A 17,856-nucleotide genomic window follows, 5' to 3' on the forward strand; every position below is an offset into this window, starting at 1 on the left:
ATAATTATGGAAAATTTACATACAAAAATTGGATTGGAAATTCATGTTCAGCTCAAGACCAAGAGCAAGATGTTTTGTCGTTGCGACAATGACGCACAGGGCAAGACACCAAATAGCGTAGTCTGCCCGGTCTGCCTCGGATTGCCTGGCGCTTTGCCAGTCGCGAATGAGCAAGCAATCGAGTGGACGATCAAGACTGGATTGGCCCTAAACTGCCAGATCCCAAAGATTGCCAAATTTGATCGCAAGCATTACTTCTATCCAGATCTTCCAAAGGGTTATCAGATTTCACAATATGACGAGCCTTTTTGTGTCGGCGGGATGGTCGAGGTAGACGGCCAGGAAATCAGATTAAATCGGATTCACCTGGAAGAGGATGCGGGCAAGCTGATTCACTCTGGAAACAAGAGCTTAGTTGACTTGAATCGTGCTGGCACACCGCTCATGGAGATAGTGACCGAGCCAGACATCGCTTCGCCTGAAATGGCGGGAAATTTCTTGCGCAAACTTCAGAAAATTGTTCGCGATGTTGTCTCTGTCTCTGAGGCAAGCATGGAGAAGGGCCACATGAGATGCGACGCGAATATTTCAGTCTCTGACGAAAATGGTAGAATGTCTCAGATTATCGAGCTCAAAAACTTGAATTCTTTCAAATTTGTCGAAAAGGCGTTGACTCTAGTTGATGCGAAATTGAAAGAGGAATATCCTGCCTGGCCAGAGAAAAATTCCAAGGAAACATGGGGCTACGATAGCGAGAAAAACAGCGTTTGTCTCCAGAGACGCAAAGAAGAGGCGGCTGATTATCGTTATTTCCCTGAGCCTGATTTGCCACCTTTTGACTCTAGCGCGTTTGACCATGACAAGCTAAGAAATGAAACCAAGGAAACAGCCGAAGAAAAGCTAGAAAAGCTAGAGGGTCTTGGGGTTTCCGGTCAATATGCCAGCAAACTGCTTGATCATGATCGATACGCTTTGACCCTCAAAATGATCGAAGAAGTGGGCAGGGACTCGGCCAATGAAGTGGGGCGAATAGTCGCTGATTACATTGACGACGCAGAGGAAGCGTCCAAACATATCGACGAATTTGTATCTCTCATCAAATCAGAAAATAATTTCCAAAAACAAATCTTGACCAGGCTCGCTGAGCAGATTTTGTCCGGCAAGACTTTTGCTGAGGCTGAGAGTGAGATCAGCAGCGGGATGATTGATCAGACAGAAATCGAATCTGTGATCTCGAGCATCGTTGCAAATCACCCTGATGAATTGAACCGTTACAAAGCAGGTGAGCAACAGCTCTTCGGATTTTTCATGGGCCAGATTATGAAGGAGACCAAGGGCAAAGTGAACCCAGCTGAAATTAACAAAATTCTAAAGGAGAAATTATGAAAGAAGCCAAGGACAAATTAAAAAAAGAGCTTTTCAAAACGATGGTTCAGCTAGCTACTGCAGGCTTTGGCCTAGTAGCGGCTCTGGCCTGGAATGAGGCAATTCAGAGTGCGATCAAGGAAATTGTCCCAGTCGGCGGATCGAACATAATTTCCAAACTAGTTTACGCATTGATCGTCACTATCATCGCGGTTTCCGTGACCTACTCTCTTGGCAAGATGGCTGGTATCAGTGAAGCTGAGAGCAAAGACAAGAAGTAGATTGGAAGATAGTTCTATTGTGATCATGACCTGATCCGTACTATAATAAAGTCTGAATAAAATAAGGAGGACTAGATGGACACAGAATTACTGAGACAGATATTGATATTAACCACTATAGCGGCGGTTGTTTTGTTGATCATGATTTTCTGCCGCGTGTATGATATTCTCGGTGACGCGAAGATAGTTTCAAGTTTGTCTGTGAAGAGGGCGAAGCAGATTGACGGTTTGATCACGAAAGGCGAGCAGATCGTAACCGAATATATAGATGGGTTTAAGGGATTTCTCAGCTCGGTAGGGTTTATTAAGAATATAGTGAAGTATTTTGAAAATAATAAAAAGGGAGAGAATGATGGGAAAGAATAAATTTTTCTTGGGTGCTTTGTTGGGTGCGGCCGCTGGTGCCGTTGCCGGAATTTTGTTTGCCCCCAAGAGCGGCAAAGAGACTCGCAAGATAATTGCTGACAAATCCAAAGAATACGTTGAAAAGGGTAAAGAATACGTCGAAAAGGGTACTGACCTCGCCAAAGAAAAGATCAAGGAAACAGCCGAGACAGTTTCCAAGAGCATGGATAAATAGTTAACCAAAAAGAAAAACAAAGGAGTCTATGCCGTATCATGAGACGGAGGATGAAAATCCTCAGCTTAAGGCGATCAAACCTAGAGGCAAGAAGACAGCTCAGCTTGTTCTGATTGTCCTAATTGTAATCCTAATATTTTTTGCCGGAGCAGTCGGCGGCGTCGGCGGCGTTTTGCTTTTCTCGGCTGATAGCGGTGCACTAGCCAAGAAGTTACATTTGCCAAATAATTTAGCTATCCCTACGACCAAGACGGAGAAGTTGGTGATCGAAGAATCAAATGCGATTATCGATACCACCAACAAAGTCTCCTCGGCAGTTGTCTCTATCACCACCAAGTCAACGGTTCAAGGGTATTGGGGCGCTTACCAGGCTGAAGGAGCCGGCTCGGGATTTATCATTACGAGCGATGGTCTCGTCCTGACCAATAAACATGTCGTTGCAGACGCATCTGGTCAATACACAGTCATTCTACTGGATGGCAAGACCTATGATGCCAAAATCCAGTCAGTCGATCCGACGATGGATCTGGCAGTCTTGAAGATTGACGCGCGGAATTTGCCGGTGGTAGAACTCGGTGATTCAGATCAACTACAAATCGGCCAATGGGTCGTCGCAGTTGGCAACGCGCTCGGACAATTCCAAAATACAGTGACTGCTGGTGTAGTTTCGGCAAAGGATCGAAAAATTCAGGCTTCTGATTCGTCTGGAGCAAGCTCTGAGACGCTCAGCAATCTTCTGCAGACTGATGCCGCCATCAACCCTGGCAATTCGGGCGGGCCGCTGGTTAATTTGGCTGGTCAAGTAGTCGGTATCAATACGGCTGTGGCTTCTGGCGCACAGGGAATTGGCTTTGCTATCCCAATCAACCAGGCCAAATCGGCTATCGATAGCATCAAAAAAACAGGCAAAATCATAAGACCTTACTTGGGCGTTCGTTATTTCGAAATTACGCCAGATACGGCCAAAAGTTCAGGACTCTCAGTCGATTACGGTGCATTGATTCAGCGTGGAAGCGGTCTGACCGATTTTGCAGTCATTCCTGGCTCTCCGGCTGATAAGGCAGGATTGGTAGAGAACGATATTATTCTCGAGGTAAATGGCCAGAAAGTCGACCAAGACCATCCGTTAATCCAGCTTCTTCAGTCTCATCAGGTCGGCGATCAACTGACCTTGAAAGTGCAGTCGAAGGGCAAAGAGAAGGATGTAAAGGTGACTCTCGAAGAGAGCAAATAACCATAACGGATTACGAATAAAAAATTCCGCTCGAGCTTTGGGCGGAATTTTTGTGTTGCATTTGAGAGAGAAAACATATATTATCTAACCCAATCTATCCAAAAGGTGGTACTGCATATGTGGGTATTTACTAAAGACGAACAAGCCGGGAAGCAATTCGTCGATTTTTTTCTTTCGGAACAGAAGAAAGTTCACTTCTGTTCGGCATCAGACATGGCGGATATCGTTATTGAATTCGAGACACACGAGGAAGCGATGGTAGTGATGCGCGACATAATATTGAAGATCAAAATGGGGGGAAACCGATGTATCGATCTCAGGGAGTACAAGAGCATTATTTAACAGGAAATGAGCGTCGGATCAGTCCACTGGCTTTTGCCAGTGGTTTTAAATTCTGATAGACACGTATCTTTGAAGGCCAGCCAGGTCTTTTGTGAGATCGATCTTTGCGGTAGGGAAGTAGCGCTCTGCCGTTTTCTTAATTTCGATAGCATTGCGGGGGTCAAGCTCGATCAGAATTAAACCGTTTTGATTCAATTTGCTACTTGCTTGAGCCAGAAATCTGTTAATAATTTCTGTACCGTTCTCATCGGCGAAAATGGCATCTTGCGGCTCGAAATCGATACTTTTGACTTTTGACTTTTGACTTTCGACTTCTCTTGGTACGTAGGGGAGATTGGCAATGATCAGGTCATACATCTTTGGCAAGCGGGGATTAGCGAAAAGATCGGAGCGGAAAAAATTTATTTTATCTCCGACGACATGCAGTTTTGCGTTTTTTCTAGCAACAATGAGGGCTTTCTCGGAAATATCTGTTGCGCAGAAGGTAGGGAGTGGGGAATTCTGAGTAGGTAAAGATTCGACTAGAGAAATAATAATACAGCCGGAGCCGGTTCCCACGTCCAGAACATTCAGCTGGCTTTCGACTTTATGAAATTTCGACTTTATGAACTCAAGAGCCTGCTCGACCAGAAATTCTGTTTCTGGGCGGGGGATCAATACCCTTTCGTCAACCAGAAAATCGTAACCAAAAAATTCTTTGTGGCCTGTGAGATAGGCAATCGGGACCGATTTTGAGCGCTTATTGGCAAGGTCCTGGATTTTCTCTTTTTGAGTCTCCCCTAGTTCAAATTCTGGGTGTGACAAAATAAATGTTTTGTCTTGTCCCAAAACATGAGCGATGATGACACTCGCGTCCAGCTCCCCGCTCTCAATCCCCGCTTCCTTTAAGCTCCTGGCTATCTTCTTGTTAATTTCATAAATATTCATAACTTGATCATGCCAAAAAAGCCAAAGCTTTTCAATCGATAGGAAATTGTTATACAATCAACTTAAGAATAAATCAGGAGCTTTATGACAGAGAAAAATGATGAAGGACAGATAAGATTAGAAGGCGGGACTCCAAAGCCTGCGATCAAAGAAGACAAGGCTCTCTTGTTTGCTGATTATAAGGCGATGACTGATGAATTGAATGGTTTGGATAAAAAACTAGATCAAGGATTAAACAAGGAATTGTCTGAAAAAAGAGACACATTGCTTATCGATCGAGCTAAATTGCTAAAACTGCTCTGGCAGGAACGCAATATCCATCTGATGGCAACGCTAGACGAAATCCATGGCGAGGGAAGCTACGATCAGGCGATTCTTGGGATAGAGGAGCAGATAGACGCTAGCCCTGTCTATGCGACCGATATTGCCGATGCGAGTGACGAGAGAATACTTCGAGCCCCGGAAGAGATTCAAAGTGAAATCAACTTTTTGCTCGGCAGAATCGAATCAGATCCAGCTCTGTTACCTGACGGGATGACAGCGGATGATGTTCGAGCCATGGCTGATTCCCATGTGGCTTTCACTAATGATAAGAAGGTTTTCACTCGAGACGGCCTTAACGGCACTATAGATTTACTCTCAGACGGGTATGTCCAGGGCAAGAAGGTGAATGAAAGAATTATAGCCAATCCGGAGGCCAAGTTTGAGCAATATCTCCCCGAACTTGAGCAGAAGGATCAGGACCTGGCTAGAAAATTAATAGCTGAGGGCCGAGAAGACGAAGCCTTGGAAATTCTCGAGTCTCTGATCTCTGGTGATAGGAAGCAAGAGTATGGGGCCAAGCTGGAAGCGATTGAAGAAAGCGAGTGGCGCAAAGAAAATAAGCTTATGAGTACTCTCGCCGAAACGGCAAGCGTTTATAAACTGGAAAGATTTTCTCGGGACAAAAACCTACCAATTGAAATAGAATATCTACTTTCGGAAGAGCCATCGGTCGTACCTGCGATCGAAGAGATGCAAAAACGTGGTATCGATGTCCGTTTGCAAACTATTGCAGAAACTCCAGATCATATTTTGCAAGCGATAAATCGTATTGCTGTTATTTGCCAAGAAAATTATATCTCTAGCTGGCTTGTCCCCTTTGTGCGTGAGGGCAAGGCGCCTGATTTAATGCCGACTGTTAACGGATTAAAAAGGGCGAAAGAATCGGGATTGGTTAATGGCGAAGATAACATCGATTTGCAACCTGACTTGGATTTAATCAAAAAATATCTTAGCGAATTCAAGAAATTCGATGTTTTGAATCCAGAGAAAATGACAGAAGAAGACAAGCTTCTGGTCGATAGGGTGAACGGAGTAATCGCGCCCCTGAACACGGAATATTCGGTAATGAGACTTCTATTCGACAACGCCCAGGAGCGAACGGGCGAAGCGATGGAAATAGTGAAAAAAATGATGTTGGTGGGGCCTATCGCTCATGCATTGGAAACTGTGGCCCCAGGCATGGCGAAACTTTTTGCTGCCTCGGCTGATGATATCGGTGGCGAATTTGGCGAAATCAAAGCTTTGATCGGCTCTGGTTATTCAAAATCAGAGGTAATGAAGAGATTGCTGGTGGCCGCCCCTGTATTTATCCTGGCGAGCGCGGGTGCACTTGAGGTCGAGGAGCTTTTGTCTAAGGGCCATGTCATGGAGGCGGGCGCTTTGTTCGGCCTTTCGGCTGTAGCGTTATCTCTCACTACCGCTATTCAATCTATAGCGATGTACAAAAAAGGCTATGACACTCTGATCAAAGAGGGGAAGATCAACGGGCAAATTAGCCCTCTAGTTAACAATCCAGATTTTCAATCTGCTCTGAAGGAATACGAGAAAAGTGAATCTTTGTTTAATGCGGAGAACCGTGGCCAGCTAATTGATTTGATAAGAACTCATCTCAAGGAAATTCCAAATATTACTGATGCGGAAATCAGCTCTTTCATGTCTCTGGTTGAGGACGGCTTAAACAACGGAAGTTTAGAAAAAATGATCAAGTCACCTAGCCAATTTGAAAGGTTTAAGGAGGCGATCAAACAAGATTTCTCCAATCCCGCACGACTTGGCATATTTATGGGCGCGGCATTCGCGCCGGTAGCAGGGATGGCAGCAGCCGCGACGGGCGGACTGAGCAATGGCTTTGTGATGGCTGGCATCGGCTCGACCGAATCAGTTGTTGCGGGGCTTACAGTAATGATGGGTGACAAGCTCAATCAGATCAAATACAGAAGGATTGTGGAGGGTAAGATCAGTTCCAGAGAAAGCCGCTCTGCAACAGAAAAAGCCCAAATTGCTCAGGGCTTGGCGTAATACAGTTTAGCTCGATTATTCTACGTTTGTGGCTAGTTTTCTGGCCTGGTCTTCTGTGATCAGGGCAGAAATTATCGGCTCCAATTCTCCGGCCATGACGCCAGGGATATTGTGCCAACTTTGATTGATTCTGTGATCAGTAATTCTATCTTGTGGGAAGTTATAAGTTCTAATTTTTTCGCTTCTGTCCCCTGTCCCAACTTGGCTGCGTCGGATGTCACTGCGTTCTTGGGCTGCTGTTTCTGCGCGATGAGCCAAAATACGAGAGCGCAAGATGCTCATCGCTTTTTCGCGATTTTTGAGCTGGCTTCGTTCGTCCTGACAGCTGACTACGGTATTGGTAGGCAAGTGAGTAATGCGGACGGCAGAATAAGTAGTATTGACTGATTGCCCGCCTGCGCCGCCGGAGCAGAATGTGTCGATTCGGAGATCTTCTGGGCGGACCTCGATGTCGGCTTCTTCGGCTTCTGGCAATACTGCTACGGTCACAGTAGAAGTATGAACTCGACCCTGTTTTTCGGTCTCAGGGACGCGTTGAACTCGGTGGACGCCTGATTCGTATTTCATCTTGGAATATACTTTTTTGCCGCTAACTTCGAAGGAGATGTCTTTGACCCCACCGATTCCGGTCGTATTTGAATTTAATACGTTTGTTTTCCAGCCCATCACTTCGGCGTAATGAGAGTACATTCGGTAAATTTCGCCAGCGAATAATTCTGATTCGTCTCCGCCTGCGCCTGGGCGTATCTCGATAATGACGTTTTTGTCATCAAAAGGATCAGTAGGGAGGAGAGCGACTTTCAGCTTCACCTCTAGCTCTGTGACCTCACTGTTCAAAAGGCCGATTTCTTCTCGCGCCATTTCTTGCATTTCGGCGTCATCTGACTCGATCAGCTCCTGATCCGATTCAATTTGGTCGAGGGCCTCGAAATATCTTTTGATCAGATTGGCCAATTCGGAAATTTCATTTCTCTCTTTGGCAATCCGGATAGCCTCATTTTGGTTTGCCAAAATGGCTGGGTCTTGCATTTTCTGCTCCAGCTCGAAGAATCGGTCAAGGATAGATTTTAGTTTTTCTTTGTTCATGACATTTTTATAGCAAAAATCGGCTTACTCACCAGAATTATATCTGGTTTTCGACCGATTTCATATAGAACTGATGAGTTATTTCTCTTCTTTGACTTTTTTCACTTTTTCAGGCTTCTTGGCAGCTTCTTCCTTCATTTTCTTGGAAGCCTCGAGACGAGCCTTGAATTTGTCAACGCGGCCAGCAGTATCAACCAATTTCTGTTTGCCTGTGAAGAAAGGATGGCATGCTGAACAAATCTCGACTTTGATCTCTTCGCGAGTCGAACCTGTGAGATATTCGCCGCCACAAGCACATTTGGCGACTACATCTTTGTTATAAGTTGGGTGGATGTCTTTTTTCATAAAATATCTTATCGATAACTAATTTCTTTTGAAATTCTAGCACAGTATTGAACTTTAGTCAACGCAAGAGTATAAGTTTATTAGCGCTAACCGAAAGGGGGCGCAGAAAAAGGGGGAGCATAATTATGCTTACGCGAAATCAGAAGTCTTGGATTTGCTTCCGCACTGACGGAAGCGTGGTCGGCAACGCACTCTATCACGATTCGATTGCCCAGGCCATTTCATCACTGGACACTGGGTCGAATATGGAGTACTTCCTGACCCTCAGAAATGGGCCAAATGAGCAAAGTATAGCTTGCACCAAGCACTTAGATCATCTCTGTTATCTCTCAGCTTGGCGCCTGATTCCTGATTCAATTCGGTATGGGCATACTGATGCTCATACCCTGTATCAACTCTGGTTGGAATACTATTGCGGATGGCAAACGGAACAGCAATATAAGGAGAGTTTCACTCGGTTAAGTTGCTCGGATAATCTCAAGGAGGCCTTGTCTGATCCGACAGGCCGTCATTTCTTTCTTAGATTGTTGCACACTGCAAGAAGAGACAGGATCGACATCCTAAGAAGGACGGCCCAAAATCTGCTTCAACTGACAAAGGGTCCAAGGCTACAGCTCTTTGAGCTGGAATTCGCTCGCATTGTCACGCCGAACTTCAAATTGGACTTAACCCAGAAGTACTGGGAGAGACGGGGGATCACAGGAAAAGTTTTGTAGACTGGACAGACGACAGCAGTTGCCTGTCTTTTTATTTTCCCTTGCAAAAAGTCACAAAATGATGTAATATAGTCAAAGAATTAAGTTCACCAAAATTCACACGCTCAACTCCAGGTTTCTTCCTCATCCGCCAGCTGGCGGATCGGGGCAATAGCTGAGCGGCGGTATAAAGAAACCCAAGAACAGTTCAAAGTTCATAAAGTCTATAAAGTTATAAAGTAGAAAGGTTTTTTGATGACGAATTTACCAACCCTTAGGGAAATGCTGGACGCTGGTGTTCATTTCGGACACAAGACTTCACGTTGGTTCCCAAAGATGGCCCCTTACATTTACACCTCAAAGTCTGGTGTACATATTATCAATTTGGAAAAGACAGAGGAAGCAGTCCAGAAAGCGGCCGATTTTGTACGTAGAGAAGCTGCGGCTGGCAAGACCTTCATCTTCGTCGGTACCAAGAAGCAGACTGGCTCTATCATCAAAGAGGAAGCTGGCAAGGCTGGCATTTCTTATGTCAACATTCGTTGGCTCGGTGGCACAATCACAAACTTCGAGGCTATCAGAGGCGCGATCCAGAGATACAAGAAGCAAGTTGAAGAGATTGCCCTTGATGACGAAGGAAAGTCAGAAATGACCAAGTCTGAGCTTTCACGCGTGCGCAAAGACGTCGCTCGCGGTGAGAAGTTCTTGGGCGGCCTAGTCAATTTGGACAGAAAACCAGATGCATTGATTCTCTTCGGTTCCCATGACGAGAAAATTGCACTCAAAGAAGCCAAATGCGACCATATCCCAGTCATCGCACTCGTTGACACAAACGCTGATCCAAACGCTGTCGAGTATCCTATCCCAGCCAATGATGACGCAACCAAATCTGTCAGACTCTTCGCCTCTCTCTTCGCAGGTATCATCAAAGAAGCCAGAGACAAAGTCAAAGTCACAGAAGACAAGAAATAAGACAATTTCAAATCAATTAAATATTGAAGGAATAATATGGCTATTACTGCCAAAGAAATTTCAGAACTCAGAGCTCGAACCGGTATCGGTATGATGGAGTGCAAGAAAGCACTCGAAGAGACCAATGGCGACCAGGAGAAGGCGATCGAAGTATTGCGCAAACGCGGTATGGCCAAAGCGGCCAAGAGAGCAGAGCGCGAGACCAAAAATGGTGTGATTGATTCATACATTCACAGCAACGGCAAAATCGGCGTCATGGTCGAAGTATTGGCAGAAACTGATTTCGTCGCCAAGAACGATGAATTCAAAGCTTTCGCTCACGATATCGCTCTTCACATCGCGGCAATGAACTCAAAATATATCGCAAAGGAAAATGTTCCAGCCGAAATCGTAGAAAAAGAAAAAGCAATCTTGGTCGAAGAGGTCAAGGCTTTGGGCAAACCAGCCGAGATGGCCGAGAAGATCGCTGAAGGCAAGATCAACAAATTTCTCGAAGAAATCTGTTTGCTCGATCAGCCTTTCGTCAAGGATCCGTCCAAGACAGTTGGCGATTTGCTTACTGACCTGACTTCCAAGATCGGCGAGAAGATCGTAATCGGGCGGTTTGTCAGATACGAAATCGGTGAGTAAAAAAAATTTCAAATATAGAAAATGACCGCAGCAATGCGGTCATTTTTGTAGCTCGTTCGCGAATTACACTCACGATATTGCAATGACAAAATAAATATCACCGTCACATTGTGACGGTGATTGCTGAGATGAAGGTGGTCATCTTTTAATTCCAGTTATCCAAGCATGATATAGGATTGCAGAAATGACACCTAGCCCTGTCCACGTAAGATCGTGAAAATAGATTCCGGAGAATGCAGTACCATAAATTAGTATGCTATAGACTGTTTGCGTCTGACTGTTCATATCAATTCTCCTTCAGATTTGATGTCTTTATTATAAACTAAATCTCAAAATAGTCAATAGAGACAAACGTACGAAATCGGAGAGTAAAGTTATAATCTTGCATTATAGCATATAGAAAATGGTGTTGGAGAAATCCGGCGCCATTTTTTTGTTGTGAAAATAAAAAGTAGTCATCAACATTAGATGACTACTGAATTTGATTATTCGGCCGTTTTTGTTAGCCATTCTTCCATCCTGGCGATGTCTTTGGCTGAGACGTTTGATGTGGAGAATTTGTATCCTCCAATCTTTAGGCCAGTGGCCGAGAGATGCCTGATTGCCTCGGACCAGCTCCCTAAGCCTTCCCTGAGAATATGCTCTTCCAGCTGGGCCCAATACGCCATTTTGTACATCTGATTGTCTCTTACCAGAGTCTGGTGGAGGACAACGATCACAACTGATCCCAATGAAAGTGCATCATTTTCTGAATTTCCGCTTCTGATAGTGTTGGCTCCAAGAAACAATGCGTCTTCCTCATCGGGGATATGTGCCAAGTCGATCCCTGTTTTCTGGTGAGACATATTCAAGTATGCTGATCTTTCCTCAACCTGAGTCAAGATAATAAGGGTTGCATGGACCGCTTCGTCTACAACAGTCTGTATGTTGGATGCGAAAAGTTCGTCGAGACTTTTCATTTTCGTTCCCCTTGTTTGTTTTTTCTTAGCCCTGCTAAGATGTCGTTATTATAAACTAAAACTCGAATTAGTCAATAGAGACAAACAAGCAAGATTGAGCTAATATAAGGGCATGAAATACAAAAGAATTTTATTGAAACTATCAGGTGAGGCTTTGCTTGGGAATGATCACAATATCGATCCCAAAGCTTGTGATTTTGTGGCGGGCGAAATCAAAGAATTGGTGGGGGTCGGCACAGAGGTAGTCGTAGTCCTGGGCGGCGGTAATATTTTCCGCGGTAGAGCGGCGGAAGAGCACGGCATGAAGAGAATTACGGGTGATTATATTGGCATGTTGGCGACGGTGATGAACTCTCTGGCTCTCCGAAGCGCGTTATCAAAGATAGATGTTGAGAGTCGTGTCGCCTCTGCATTGGACATGCCGAAGGTCTGCGAGCCATATATCCGCGACAAGGCAATTCGCCATCTGGAAAAGGGCCGAGTCGTGATCGCGGCAGCTGGTAGCGGCAATCCGTATTTCTCGACCGATACAGCGGCAGCGATCAGAGCGTGCGAATTGGACTGTAACATCGTGCTCAAAGCGACCAAAGTTGATGGTGTTTATGACAAAGACCCTGTGAAAAACGCTGATGCGGTCAAAATACCAAATCTTACCTACCTGGATGTGATCAATAAAAAAATCGAGGTGATGGACAGTACAGCGATCACTCTTTGCATGGACAATGCTGTGCCGATTTGCGTGTTCGAACTTATGAAACATGGTAATATTAAGAAAGTAGTAATGGGCGAGACTGTAGGAACCATTATTAATTAAAAAAGGATAGCCATGTCAGTTGATAATTTATTGAAAGAAGCCAAGCCAAAAATGTTGGCGGCGATCGAAAATTTGAAAGAAGAATTGTCTCGAGTCCGGACAGGCCGAGCCAACCCAGCTATTTTGGATGGGGTGATGGTGCCATATTATGGTTCTAGCTCGACAATCAGTGCGATGGCTTCTGTCAGCGTGCCAGAAGCGAATCAGATTGTGATCAAGCCTTGGGATCGTAACGTCTTGGGCGATATTGAGACGGCAATTCGGGCTTCAAACGTTGGCCTCAACCCAGTAAATGATGGCCAGCAGATCAGACTTGTCTTGCCTCCGATGACCGAAGAGAGACGCCGTGATATTGTCACTCAGGTCAAAAAGTCTGGGGAGGAGACCAAAGTTTCTCTTCGCAATGTTCGAAGAGAAATCTGGGACAAGGTTCAGACAGCTGAGAAAAACAAAGAAGTGACCGAGGACGATCGGTATCGCGCCGAGGACGAATTGAACAAAATCGTTACCGAGATGAATTCGACCGCCGATAGAGTAGTGGCCGAAAAAGAACAAGAAATAATGAAAATCTAACAGAATTCTGAGCAATTATGTTTATCACAATTTTGGCCTTTATATTTGTCCTGGGAATACTGATTCTAGTTCATGAGCTAGGTCATTTTATCGTGGCGAAAATGGTTGGAGTGAAAGTCGAGGAGTTCTCTATCGGTTTTCCGCCTCGGATTTTCTCATTCAAAAAAGGCGAGACGAAGTATTCCATTGGTGCTCTGATTTTTGGCGGCTATGTCAAAATGCTAGGCGAGGAGACCGAGTCAGCCAGCCCGAGAGCTTTTAACCAGCAGAAGCCAGGGAAGCGCTTCGCCATTTCTGTTGCTGGTGTAATTATGAACTTTGTCCTGGCCTGGATAATTCTATCGATCGGTCTGAGCATCGGGATGACGCCGCCGGTCACGCCTTCTGACGAAGTCCCATTCAGCCAAGCGACCAAAGGCCAAGTCTACATCGTCGAGTTTCTTGACGGTTCATCTGCTCAAAAAGCGGGGGTTAAGCTCGGAGACCAAATAGTCAAATTGACCAAGGGAACAGACGAAGTCACACCGACAACTCCAGAGCAAGTGACAGATTTTTCCGGACGGAATAAGGGATCGGAAATTACGATCAAGATAAATCGAAACAATGTGCCAGTAGAGCAGACAATCTTGCTTCCTGCCACAGAAGCGCCGCTAGGGATCGGGATGGTCAACCAGTCTATCGTCAAAGTGAAATGGTATGCCGCGCCGTATGTTGCTCTTCTTGAGACTTGGGGCATCGTCAAAGTCATATTTATGTTTCTGGGAAGTTTCTTCTCCCAATTATTTCACACAGGGACCTTGTCTGATCAAGTTGGCGGGCCAGTCGCAATCTACAATCTTTCTGGAGACGCGGCTCGCGCCGGAATCGGTGTGTTGTTCCAATTTATCGCTATGCTCTCGATCAATTTGGGCTTGATCAATATTCTGCCGATTCCAGCTTTGGACGGTGGCCGTGCCCTTTTCATTATCCTTGAAAAAATCTTTGGCAAGCGTATCTTGAAGGAGAACATCGAAAATATTATTCACAACATTGGCTTCGCAGTGCTTATGCTTTTGGTGCTGGCTGTGACGGTCAAGGATATAATCAGACTATTTCACAAATAAGATAGATATTGGAGTCGTATGAAACAATCACAACTTTTCTTGAAAACTCGTAAAGAGGTGCCAGCTGATGCTGACTCGATCAATGCTTCTTATCTGATCAGGGCTTCTTTTGCTGAAAAGCAGATGGCAGGAGTGTATTCTCTACTTCCGCTTGGGCTCCGAGTCATCAAGAAGATCGAGAATATTGTTCGCGAAGAGATGAACAAAATCGGCGGCCAAGAAGTTTTGATGAACGTGCTCCAGCCCAAAGAGCTTTGGGATGAAACTGGCCGATCAGAATCCGCGGTCGATATTTTCTATAAACTAGTCGACGCTCGTGGCAAGACTATACTACTCGCCCCAACTCATGAGGAGCAGGTGATCGATATTGTGCGCAAGAAGGTCAAATCTTACAAAGATTTGCCACTCGCTCTTTACCAAATCCAGACCAAATTCCGAAATGAGCCAAGAGCCAAGTCCGGGCTTCTGCGCGGCCGAGAGTTCATCATGAAGGATTTATACAGCTTCCATGAAAGCGAAGAAGATTTCAATTCCTATTATGAGAGATCGAAGGAAGCTTACAATGAAGTTTTCAAGAGATTCGGCCTTGATGCTCGAATCGTCGAGGCTTCTGGCGGAATATTTTCCAAATATTCTCATGAGTTTCAGGTTCTGACGGCGGTGGGCGAGGACACAATATATTATTGCGACAAATGTGATTTTGCACAAAACAAAGAGGTAGCCGAAGTGACTGAGGGCGATAAATGTCCAAAATGTGGTGCTCTGGTTAAAGTCGGCCGTGGCATTGAAGTCGGCAATATTTTCCCTCTCAAAGACAAATATTCCAAACCGATGAATGGTACTTTCCTGGACAGAGACGGCAAAGAGCAGGTCTTCACCATGGGGTGTTATGGCATCGGGATCACTCGTGCCTTGGCCACAATTGTCGAAGTTCACTATGACGTAGCCAAGAACAAAATGGTATGGCCAGTTGAAGTCGCACCCTACAAAGTCCATTTGATTTCATTGAACCAAAACGAAAAGGCTGAGGAAATTTACAAAGAATTACTCGAGAAAAATGTTGAAGTTCTATATGATGATCGTGAAATGTCAGCAGGCGAGAAATTCGCCGAGGCCGATCTGGTCGGTAGCCCAATTCGGATCGTCGTAAGCAAGAAGACTCTCGATGCTGATTCAGTAGAAATGGTACGGGGCGGGGAGATGACGATTGTAAAAATATCTGATTTGGACAAAGCGCTCTAAGAAATACCTGATAGCAAAGACGCGGCCTCCTGTGAGACCGCTTTTGTTATTGAATAATTATTAATTTATGTTATAATATCACCAAACGTTTTTGAAGGGGTGGTAGTCTAATGACAGTAAAAACGCGTAGAAATGCAGAGCGTTCTGATAAAAATGTACACCAAAAAAATGTACATCAGTATCTATTATCGAGCGATATACTTGAGAAGGATATCGAACGCGTACTTGAGGAGCTGCGTCCTCGGATAGAGGATTACAAGAAGGCTCACGCACAGAAAACAGAAGTGCCGATTCGTCGTTTCATTTCTCTTGCTCGGATCGGTCATATCTGCCAGACTACGATCTGGACTGTGAGAGAGGCCTATGAGCGACTATCTGAAGGAGATCGGGCTATTTACAGCCGTGGACTGGCCATCGCTGCCATAGTCCGCGAGCGGGAAAAACAGACTGATCGTCGTAACTATCGGAGTTATCCGAGTAAGTTGCGTTGGGCTGTGATGAGATTTGTCAGGAGACGGATCAGGGCAATGCGTCCGATTATCAGCATTGATGATTTGGCACGGCAGTACGATATGCATCCAGATGCAGTTAGTCAGCTACTTCGCAATTGCCTCAGCCATGAGGAACACGAGACGTGGAACAAGCTTGTTCATCTGGAAAAGCGGACGACTGTGAAGCAGGTGAAGAAAAGAGACCCAGAAGGTTTGGGTACTCACAACGGTTCTGGCAAGTTGGACAACAAAAATCTTGCTGTCGCCAGAGGCTGGCAGAGATATCCCGAATGTCAGCTTCATCGTCTCCGTGACTTCGTCATTGAAAATTTCCATGCAGCATCTGCTGGAGAGACGACAATAGTCGGATATCGTCAACTACGCAAGACGTTTGGGGTCGCAGTCTCCGTAATTGGAGACTATCTGCTCTCAGCACTTTCGCTTGAAATGTTTCTTGAGCGCAAGAGACTCTCTCAGTCACATCCTCGAAAGGGGAAAGAACCGACTGGTTCGTCAGAATAATGACGAGCCAGTTTTTAATTATCTAGCGTAAATTATATTTTTCAGCTAAGATCATTGCTATATGAATTCATACAAAACGATCACAAATACCCCAGCGTCTCCAGGCGTATATCGTTTCCTCGATCAAAAGGGGAAGGTTTTGTATTTGGGTAAAGCCAAAAATCTGAAGAATCGAATTAAGCAATATTTCATGAAAGAGCTTGGTCGCGGGCCAGCGATCGAGATAATGGTCCAGGAAGCTGTTGATATCAAGTGGATTGAGACTGATTCTGAGATTGAGGCGGTAATCCTTGAAGCAGAATTGATCAAGAAGCTAAAGCCAAAGTACAACGTACGGCTGAAGGATGACAAGTCATTCTTGGCAATAAAGATTGCTAAGAGTGGCCATCCTTCGCCAAGGCTACGGTCGGCAGACGGAGAATTCCCATTGGTTGAGCTCGTTCGATTCAAAAATATTGATCTCTCCGACAAGACAGCCGACTATTTTGGCCCATATCCGTCTGGATTGTTATTGAAGAAATCCCTGCAATATTTGCGTAAGATCTTTCCATTTCGTGATTGTTCGAAGACCAAGTTTAACATTTACAAGCGCAAAGGCCGCCCCTGCATTTACGGTGATATCCGAGTATGCTCTGGCCCATGCAATGAGTGGGTGGATGAGAAACAATACGGCAAGAATATCTCATATCTAAAAAGTTTTCTTCGAGGCAAGAAGCAGTTGATTATCGCAAGTCTTGAAAAGGAAATGAACCGATTGAGCCGCGCCAAAAAATTTGAAGAGGCAGCACTTGTCCGAAATAAATTGGCCGCTTTGAACCATTTGAAAGATGTGGCGATTGGGCTGCGAGATGACGTTTTCGAGAAGAGAATTATTTTCAAACGGATAGAATGTTATGACATCGCGAATATCGGATCAAAATATGCTGTCGGTTCGATGGTGGTGTTTTCTGACGGTAAATCAGACAAAGAAGAGTATAAGAAATTTAAAATTCGTGTGTCGGACGATCAAGAGCAGAGCGATTTGGCTAGGCTAAAGCAGGTGCTTGAGCGAAGATTCGGGAACAATTGGCCAAAGCCCGATTTGATGGTGATAGACGGAGGGACATTGCAATTAAAGATTGCTCTGGAGGTATTGAAAGATACTGGTTTTGATATTCCTGTCGTCTCGATTTCCAAGGGACCGAAAAGGCAAAAAAATGATTTTCATTACGGCAATCCTTTCGTGGCTAGCTATCTAGCCGGCAATGATGAAGCCAAAAATATATTGATCTCGGCTCGCGATGAGGCCCATCGCTTCGCTATCGAGTACTACCGCAAACTCCACCGCAAAGATCTGATCAAATAATATTGCT

20 protein-coding genes are annotated in these 17,856 nt (G+C 45.0%); 16 read left to right on the plus strand and 4 right to left on the minus strand.

Annotated features, from left to right (window positions below; all coding sequences use genetic code 11):
• The first annotated feature begins 6 nt into the window (after window positions 1–6).
• The 6 genes from gatB (at window position 7) to WC227_01675 (ending at window position 3,802) form a co-directional block, all read left to right on the plus strand.
• The gene (gene gatB, locus WC227_01650) at window positions 7–1,386 is read left to right on the plus strand and encodes an Asp-tRNA(Asn)/Glu-tRNA(Gln) amidotransferase subunit GatB (protein MFA6963401.1); all 1,380 of its coding nucleotides are present in this window, start codon (window positions 7–9) and stop codon (window positions 1,384–1,386) included.
• On the plus strand, window positions 1,383–1,646 hold the full coding sequence (locus WC227_01655) for a DUF5654 family protein (GenBank protein MFA6963402.1): 264 nt from the start codon (window positions 1,383–1,385) through the stop codon (window positions 1,644–1,646). Before gatB ends, WC227_01655 begins: the two co-directional genes overlap by 4 nt.
• 75 nt (window positions 1,647–1,721) lie before the next feature.
• The gene (locus WC227_01660; GenBank protein MFA6963403.1) at window positions 1,722–2,012 is read left to right on the plus strand and encodes a hypothetical protein; all 291 of its coding nucleotides are present in this window, start codon (window positions 1,722–1,724) and stop codon (window positions 2,010–2,012) included.
• Window positions 1,996–2,226, plus strand: coding sequence for a YtxH domain-containing protein (locus WC227_01665; GenBank protein MFA6963404.1), 231 nt, complete (start codon window positions 1,996–1,998; stop codon window positions 2,224–2,226). The genes WC227_01660 and WC227_01665 overlap by 17 nt, the downstream gene beginning before the upstream one ends.
• A 28-nt stretch (window positions 2,227–2,254) precedes the next feature.
• Entirely contained in the window at window positions 2,255–3,460 is a 1,206-nt protein-coding gene (locus tag WC227_01670) for a trypsin-like peptidase domain-containing protein (protein MFA6963405.1), read from the plus strand.
• Between the two features lie 117 nt (window positions 3,461–3,577).
• The gene (locus WC227_01675; protein MFA6963406.1) at window positions 3,578–3,802 is read left to right on the plus strand and encodes a hypothetical protein; all 225 of its coding nucleotides are present in this window, start codon (window positions 3,578–3,580) and stop codon (window positions 3,800–3,802) included.
• Window positions 3,803–3,847: 45 nt separating this feature from the next.
• Here the strand turns inward: WC227_01675 and prmC are convergent, their stop codons facing one another.
• Window positions 3,848–4,729, minus strand: coding sequence for a peptide chain release factor N(5)-glutamine methyltransferase (gene prmC, locus WC227_01680; GenBank protein MFA6963407.1), 882 nt, complete (start codon window positions 4,727–4,729; stop codon window positions 3,848–3,850).
• 84 nt (window positions 4,730–4,813) lie between these two features.
• Between prmC and WC227_01685 the strand changes: the two genes are divergently transcribed.
• Window positions 4,814–7,072, plus strand: a complete 2,259-nt coding sequence (locus tag WC227_01685) for a hypothetical protein (GenBank protein MFA6963408.1) — start codon at window positions 4,814–4,816, stop codon at window positions 7,070–7,072.
• 15 nt (window positions 7,073–7,087) lie between these two features.
• Here WC227_01685 and prfA read toward each other — a convergent pair whose 3' ends face one another.
• On the minus strand, window positions 7,088–8,158 hold the full coding sequence (gene prfA, locus WC227_01690; protein MFA6963409.1) for a peptide chain release factor 1: 1,071 nt from the start codon (window positions 8,156–8,158) through the stop codon (window positions 7,088–7,090).
• A gap of 78 nt (window positions 8,159–8,236) precedes the next feature.
• Window positions 8,237–8,503: a 50S ribosomal protein L31 gene (rpmE, locus tag WC227_01695; GenBank protein MFA6963410.1), complete on the minus strand. Its 267-nt coding sequence runs from the start codon at window positions 8,501–8,503 to the stop codon at window positions 8,237–8,239.
• A 125-nt stretch (window positions 8,504–8,628) separates the two neighbouring features.
• On the opposite strand from rpmE, the gene WC227_01700 reads away from it, so the two are divergent.
• The 3 genes from WC227_01700 to tsf all read left to right on the plus strand — a co-directional run bounded on the left by WC227_01700 (window position 8,629) and on the right by tsf (window position 10,800).
• The gene (locus WC227_01700; protein ID MFA6963411.1) at window positions 8,629–9,219 is read left to right on the plus strand and encodes a hypothetical protein; all 591 of its coding nucleotides are present in this window, start codon (window positions 8,629–8,631) and stop codon (window positions 9,217–9,219) included.
• 234 nt (window positions 9,220–9,453) lie between these two features.
• Entirely contained in the window at window positions 9,454–10,170 is a 717-nt protein-coding gene (gene rpsB / locus WC227_01705) for a 30S ribosomal protein S2 (GenBank protein MFA6963412.1), read from the plus strand.
• A gap of 36 nt (window positions 10,171–10,206) precedes the next feature.
• Window positions 10,207–10,800 carry a translation elongation factor Ts gene (tsf, locus tag WC227_01710; GenBank protein MFA6963413.1) on the plus strand — a complete coding sequence of 198 codons (594 nt, stop codon included), beginning with the start codon at window positions 10,207–10,209 and terminating at the stop codon, window positions 10,798–10,800.
• A 485-nt stretch (window positions 10,801–11,285) separates the two neighbouring features.
• Here tsf and WC227_01715 read toward each other — a convergent pair whose 3' ends face one another.
• Window positions 11,286–11,759 (minus strand): hypothetical protein, encoded by a 474-nt coding sequence (locus WC227_01715; protein ID MFA6963414.1) that lies wholly within the window; start codon window positions 11,757–11,759, stop codon window positions 11,286–11,288.
• Window positions 11,760–11,871: 112 nt separating this feature from the next.
• Between WC227_01715 and pyrH the strand changes: the two genes are divergently transcribed.
• The 6 genes from pyrH to WC227_01745 all read left to right on the plus strand — a co-directional run bounded on the left by pyrH (window position 11,872) and on the right by WC227_01745 (window position 17,849).
• The gene (gene pyrH, locus WC227_01720) at window positions 11,872–12,573 is read left to right on the plus strand and encodes a UMP kinase (protein ID MFA6963415.1); all 702 of its coding nucleotides are present in this window, start codon (window positions 11,872–11,874) and stop codon (window positions 12,571–12,573) included.
• Window positions 12,574–12,585: 12 nt separating this feature from the next.
• A complete protein-coding gene (frr, locus tag WC227_01725; protein ID MFA6963416.1) occupies window positions 12,586–13,146 on the plus strand; it encodes a ribosome recycling factor in 561 nt (186 codons plus the stop codon).
• A 17-nt stretch (window positions 13,147–13,163) separates the two neighbouring features.
• Complete coding sequence (locus tag WC227_01730; GenBank protein ID MFA6963417.1) at window positions 13,164–14,249, plus strand: M50 family metallopeptidase; 1,086 nt, start codon at window positions 13,164–13,166, stop codon at window positions 14,247–14,249.
• 18 nt (window positions 14,250–14,267) lie between these two features.
• Window positions 14,268–15,491, plus strand: coding sequence for an aminoacyl--tRNA ligase-related protein (locus tag WC227_01735; GenBank protein ID MFA6963418.1), 1,224 nt, complete (start codon window positions 14,268–14,270; stop codon window positions 15,489–15,491).
• 110 nt (window positions 15,492–15,601) lie between these two features.
• The gene (locus WC227_01740; protein MFA6963419.1) at window positions 15,602–16,504 is read left to right on the plus strand and encodes a hypothetical protein; all 903 of its coding nucleotides are present in this window, start codon (window positions 15,602–15,604) and stop codon (window positions 16,502–16,504) included.
• A gap of 61 nt (window positions 16,505–16,565) precedes the next feature.
• On the plus strand, window positions 16,566–17,849 hold the full coding sequence (locus WC227_01745) for a GIY-YIG nuclease family protein (GenBank protein ID MFA6963420.1): 1,284 nt from the start codon (window positions 16,566–16,568) through the stop codon (window positions 17,847–17,849).
• Window positions 17,850–17,856 lie beyond the last annotated feature (7 nt).

Source organism: Patescibacteria group bacterium, from assembly GCA_041671645.1.
In the GTDB taxonomy this organism is placed as follows: Bacteria; Patescibacteriota; UBA1384; order XYA2-FULL-43-10; family 1-14-0-10-43-13; genus JBAZBD01.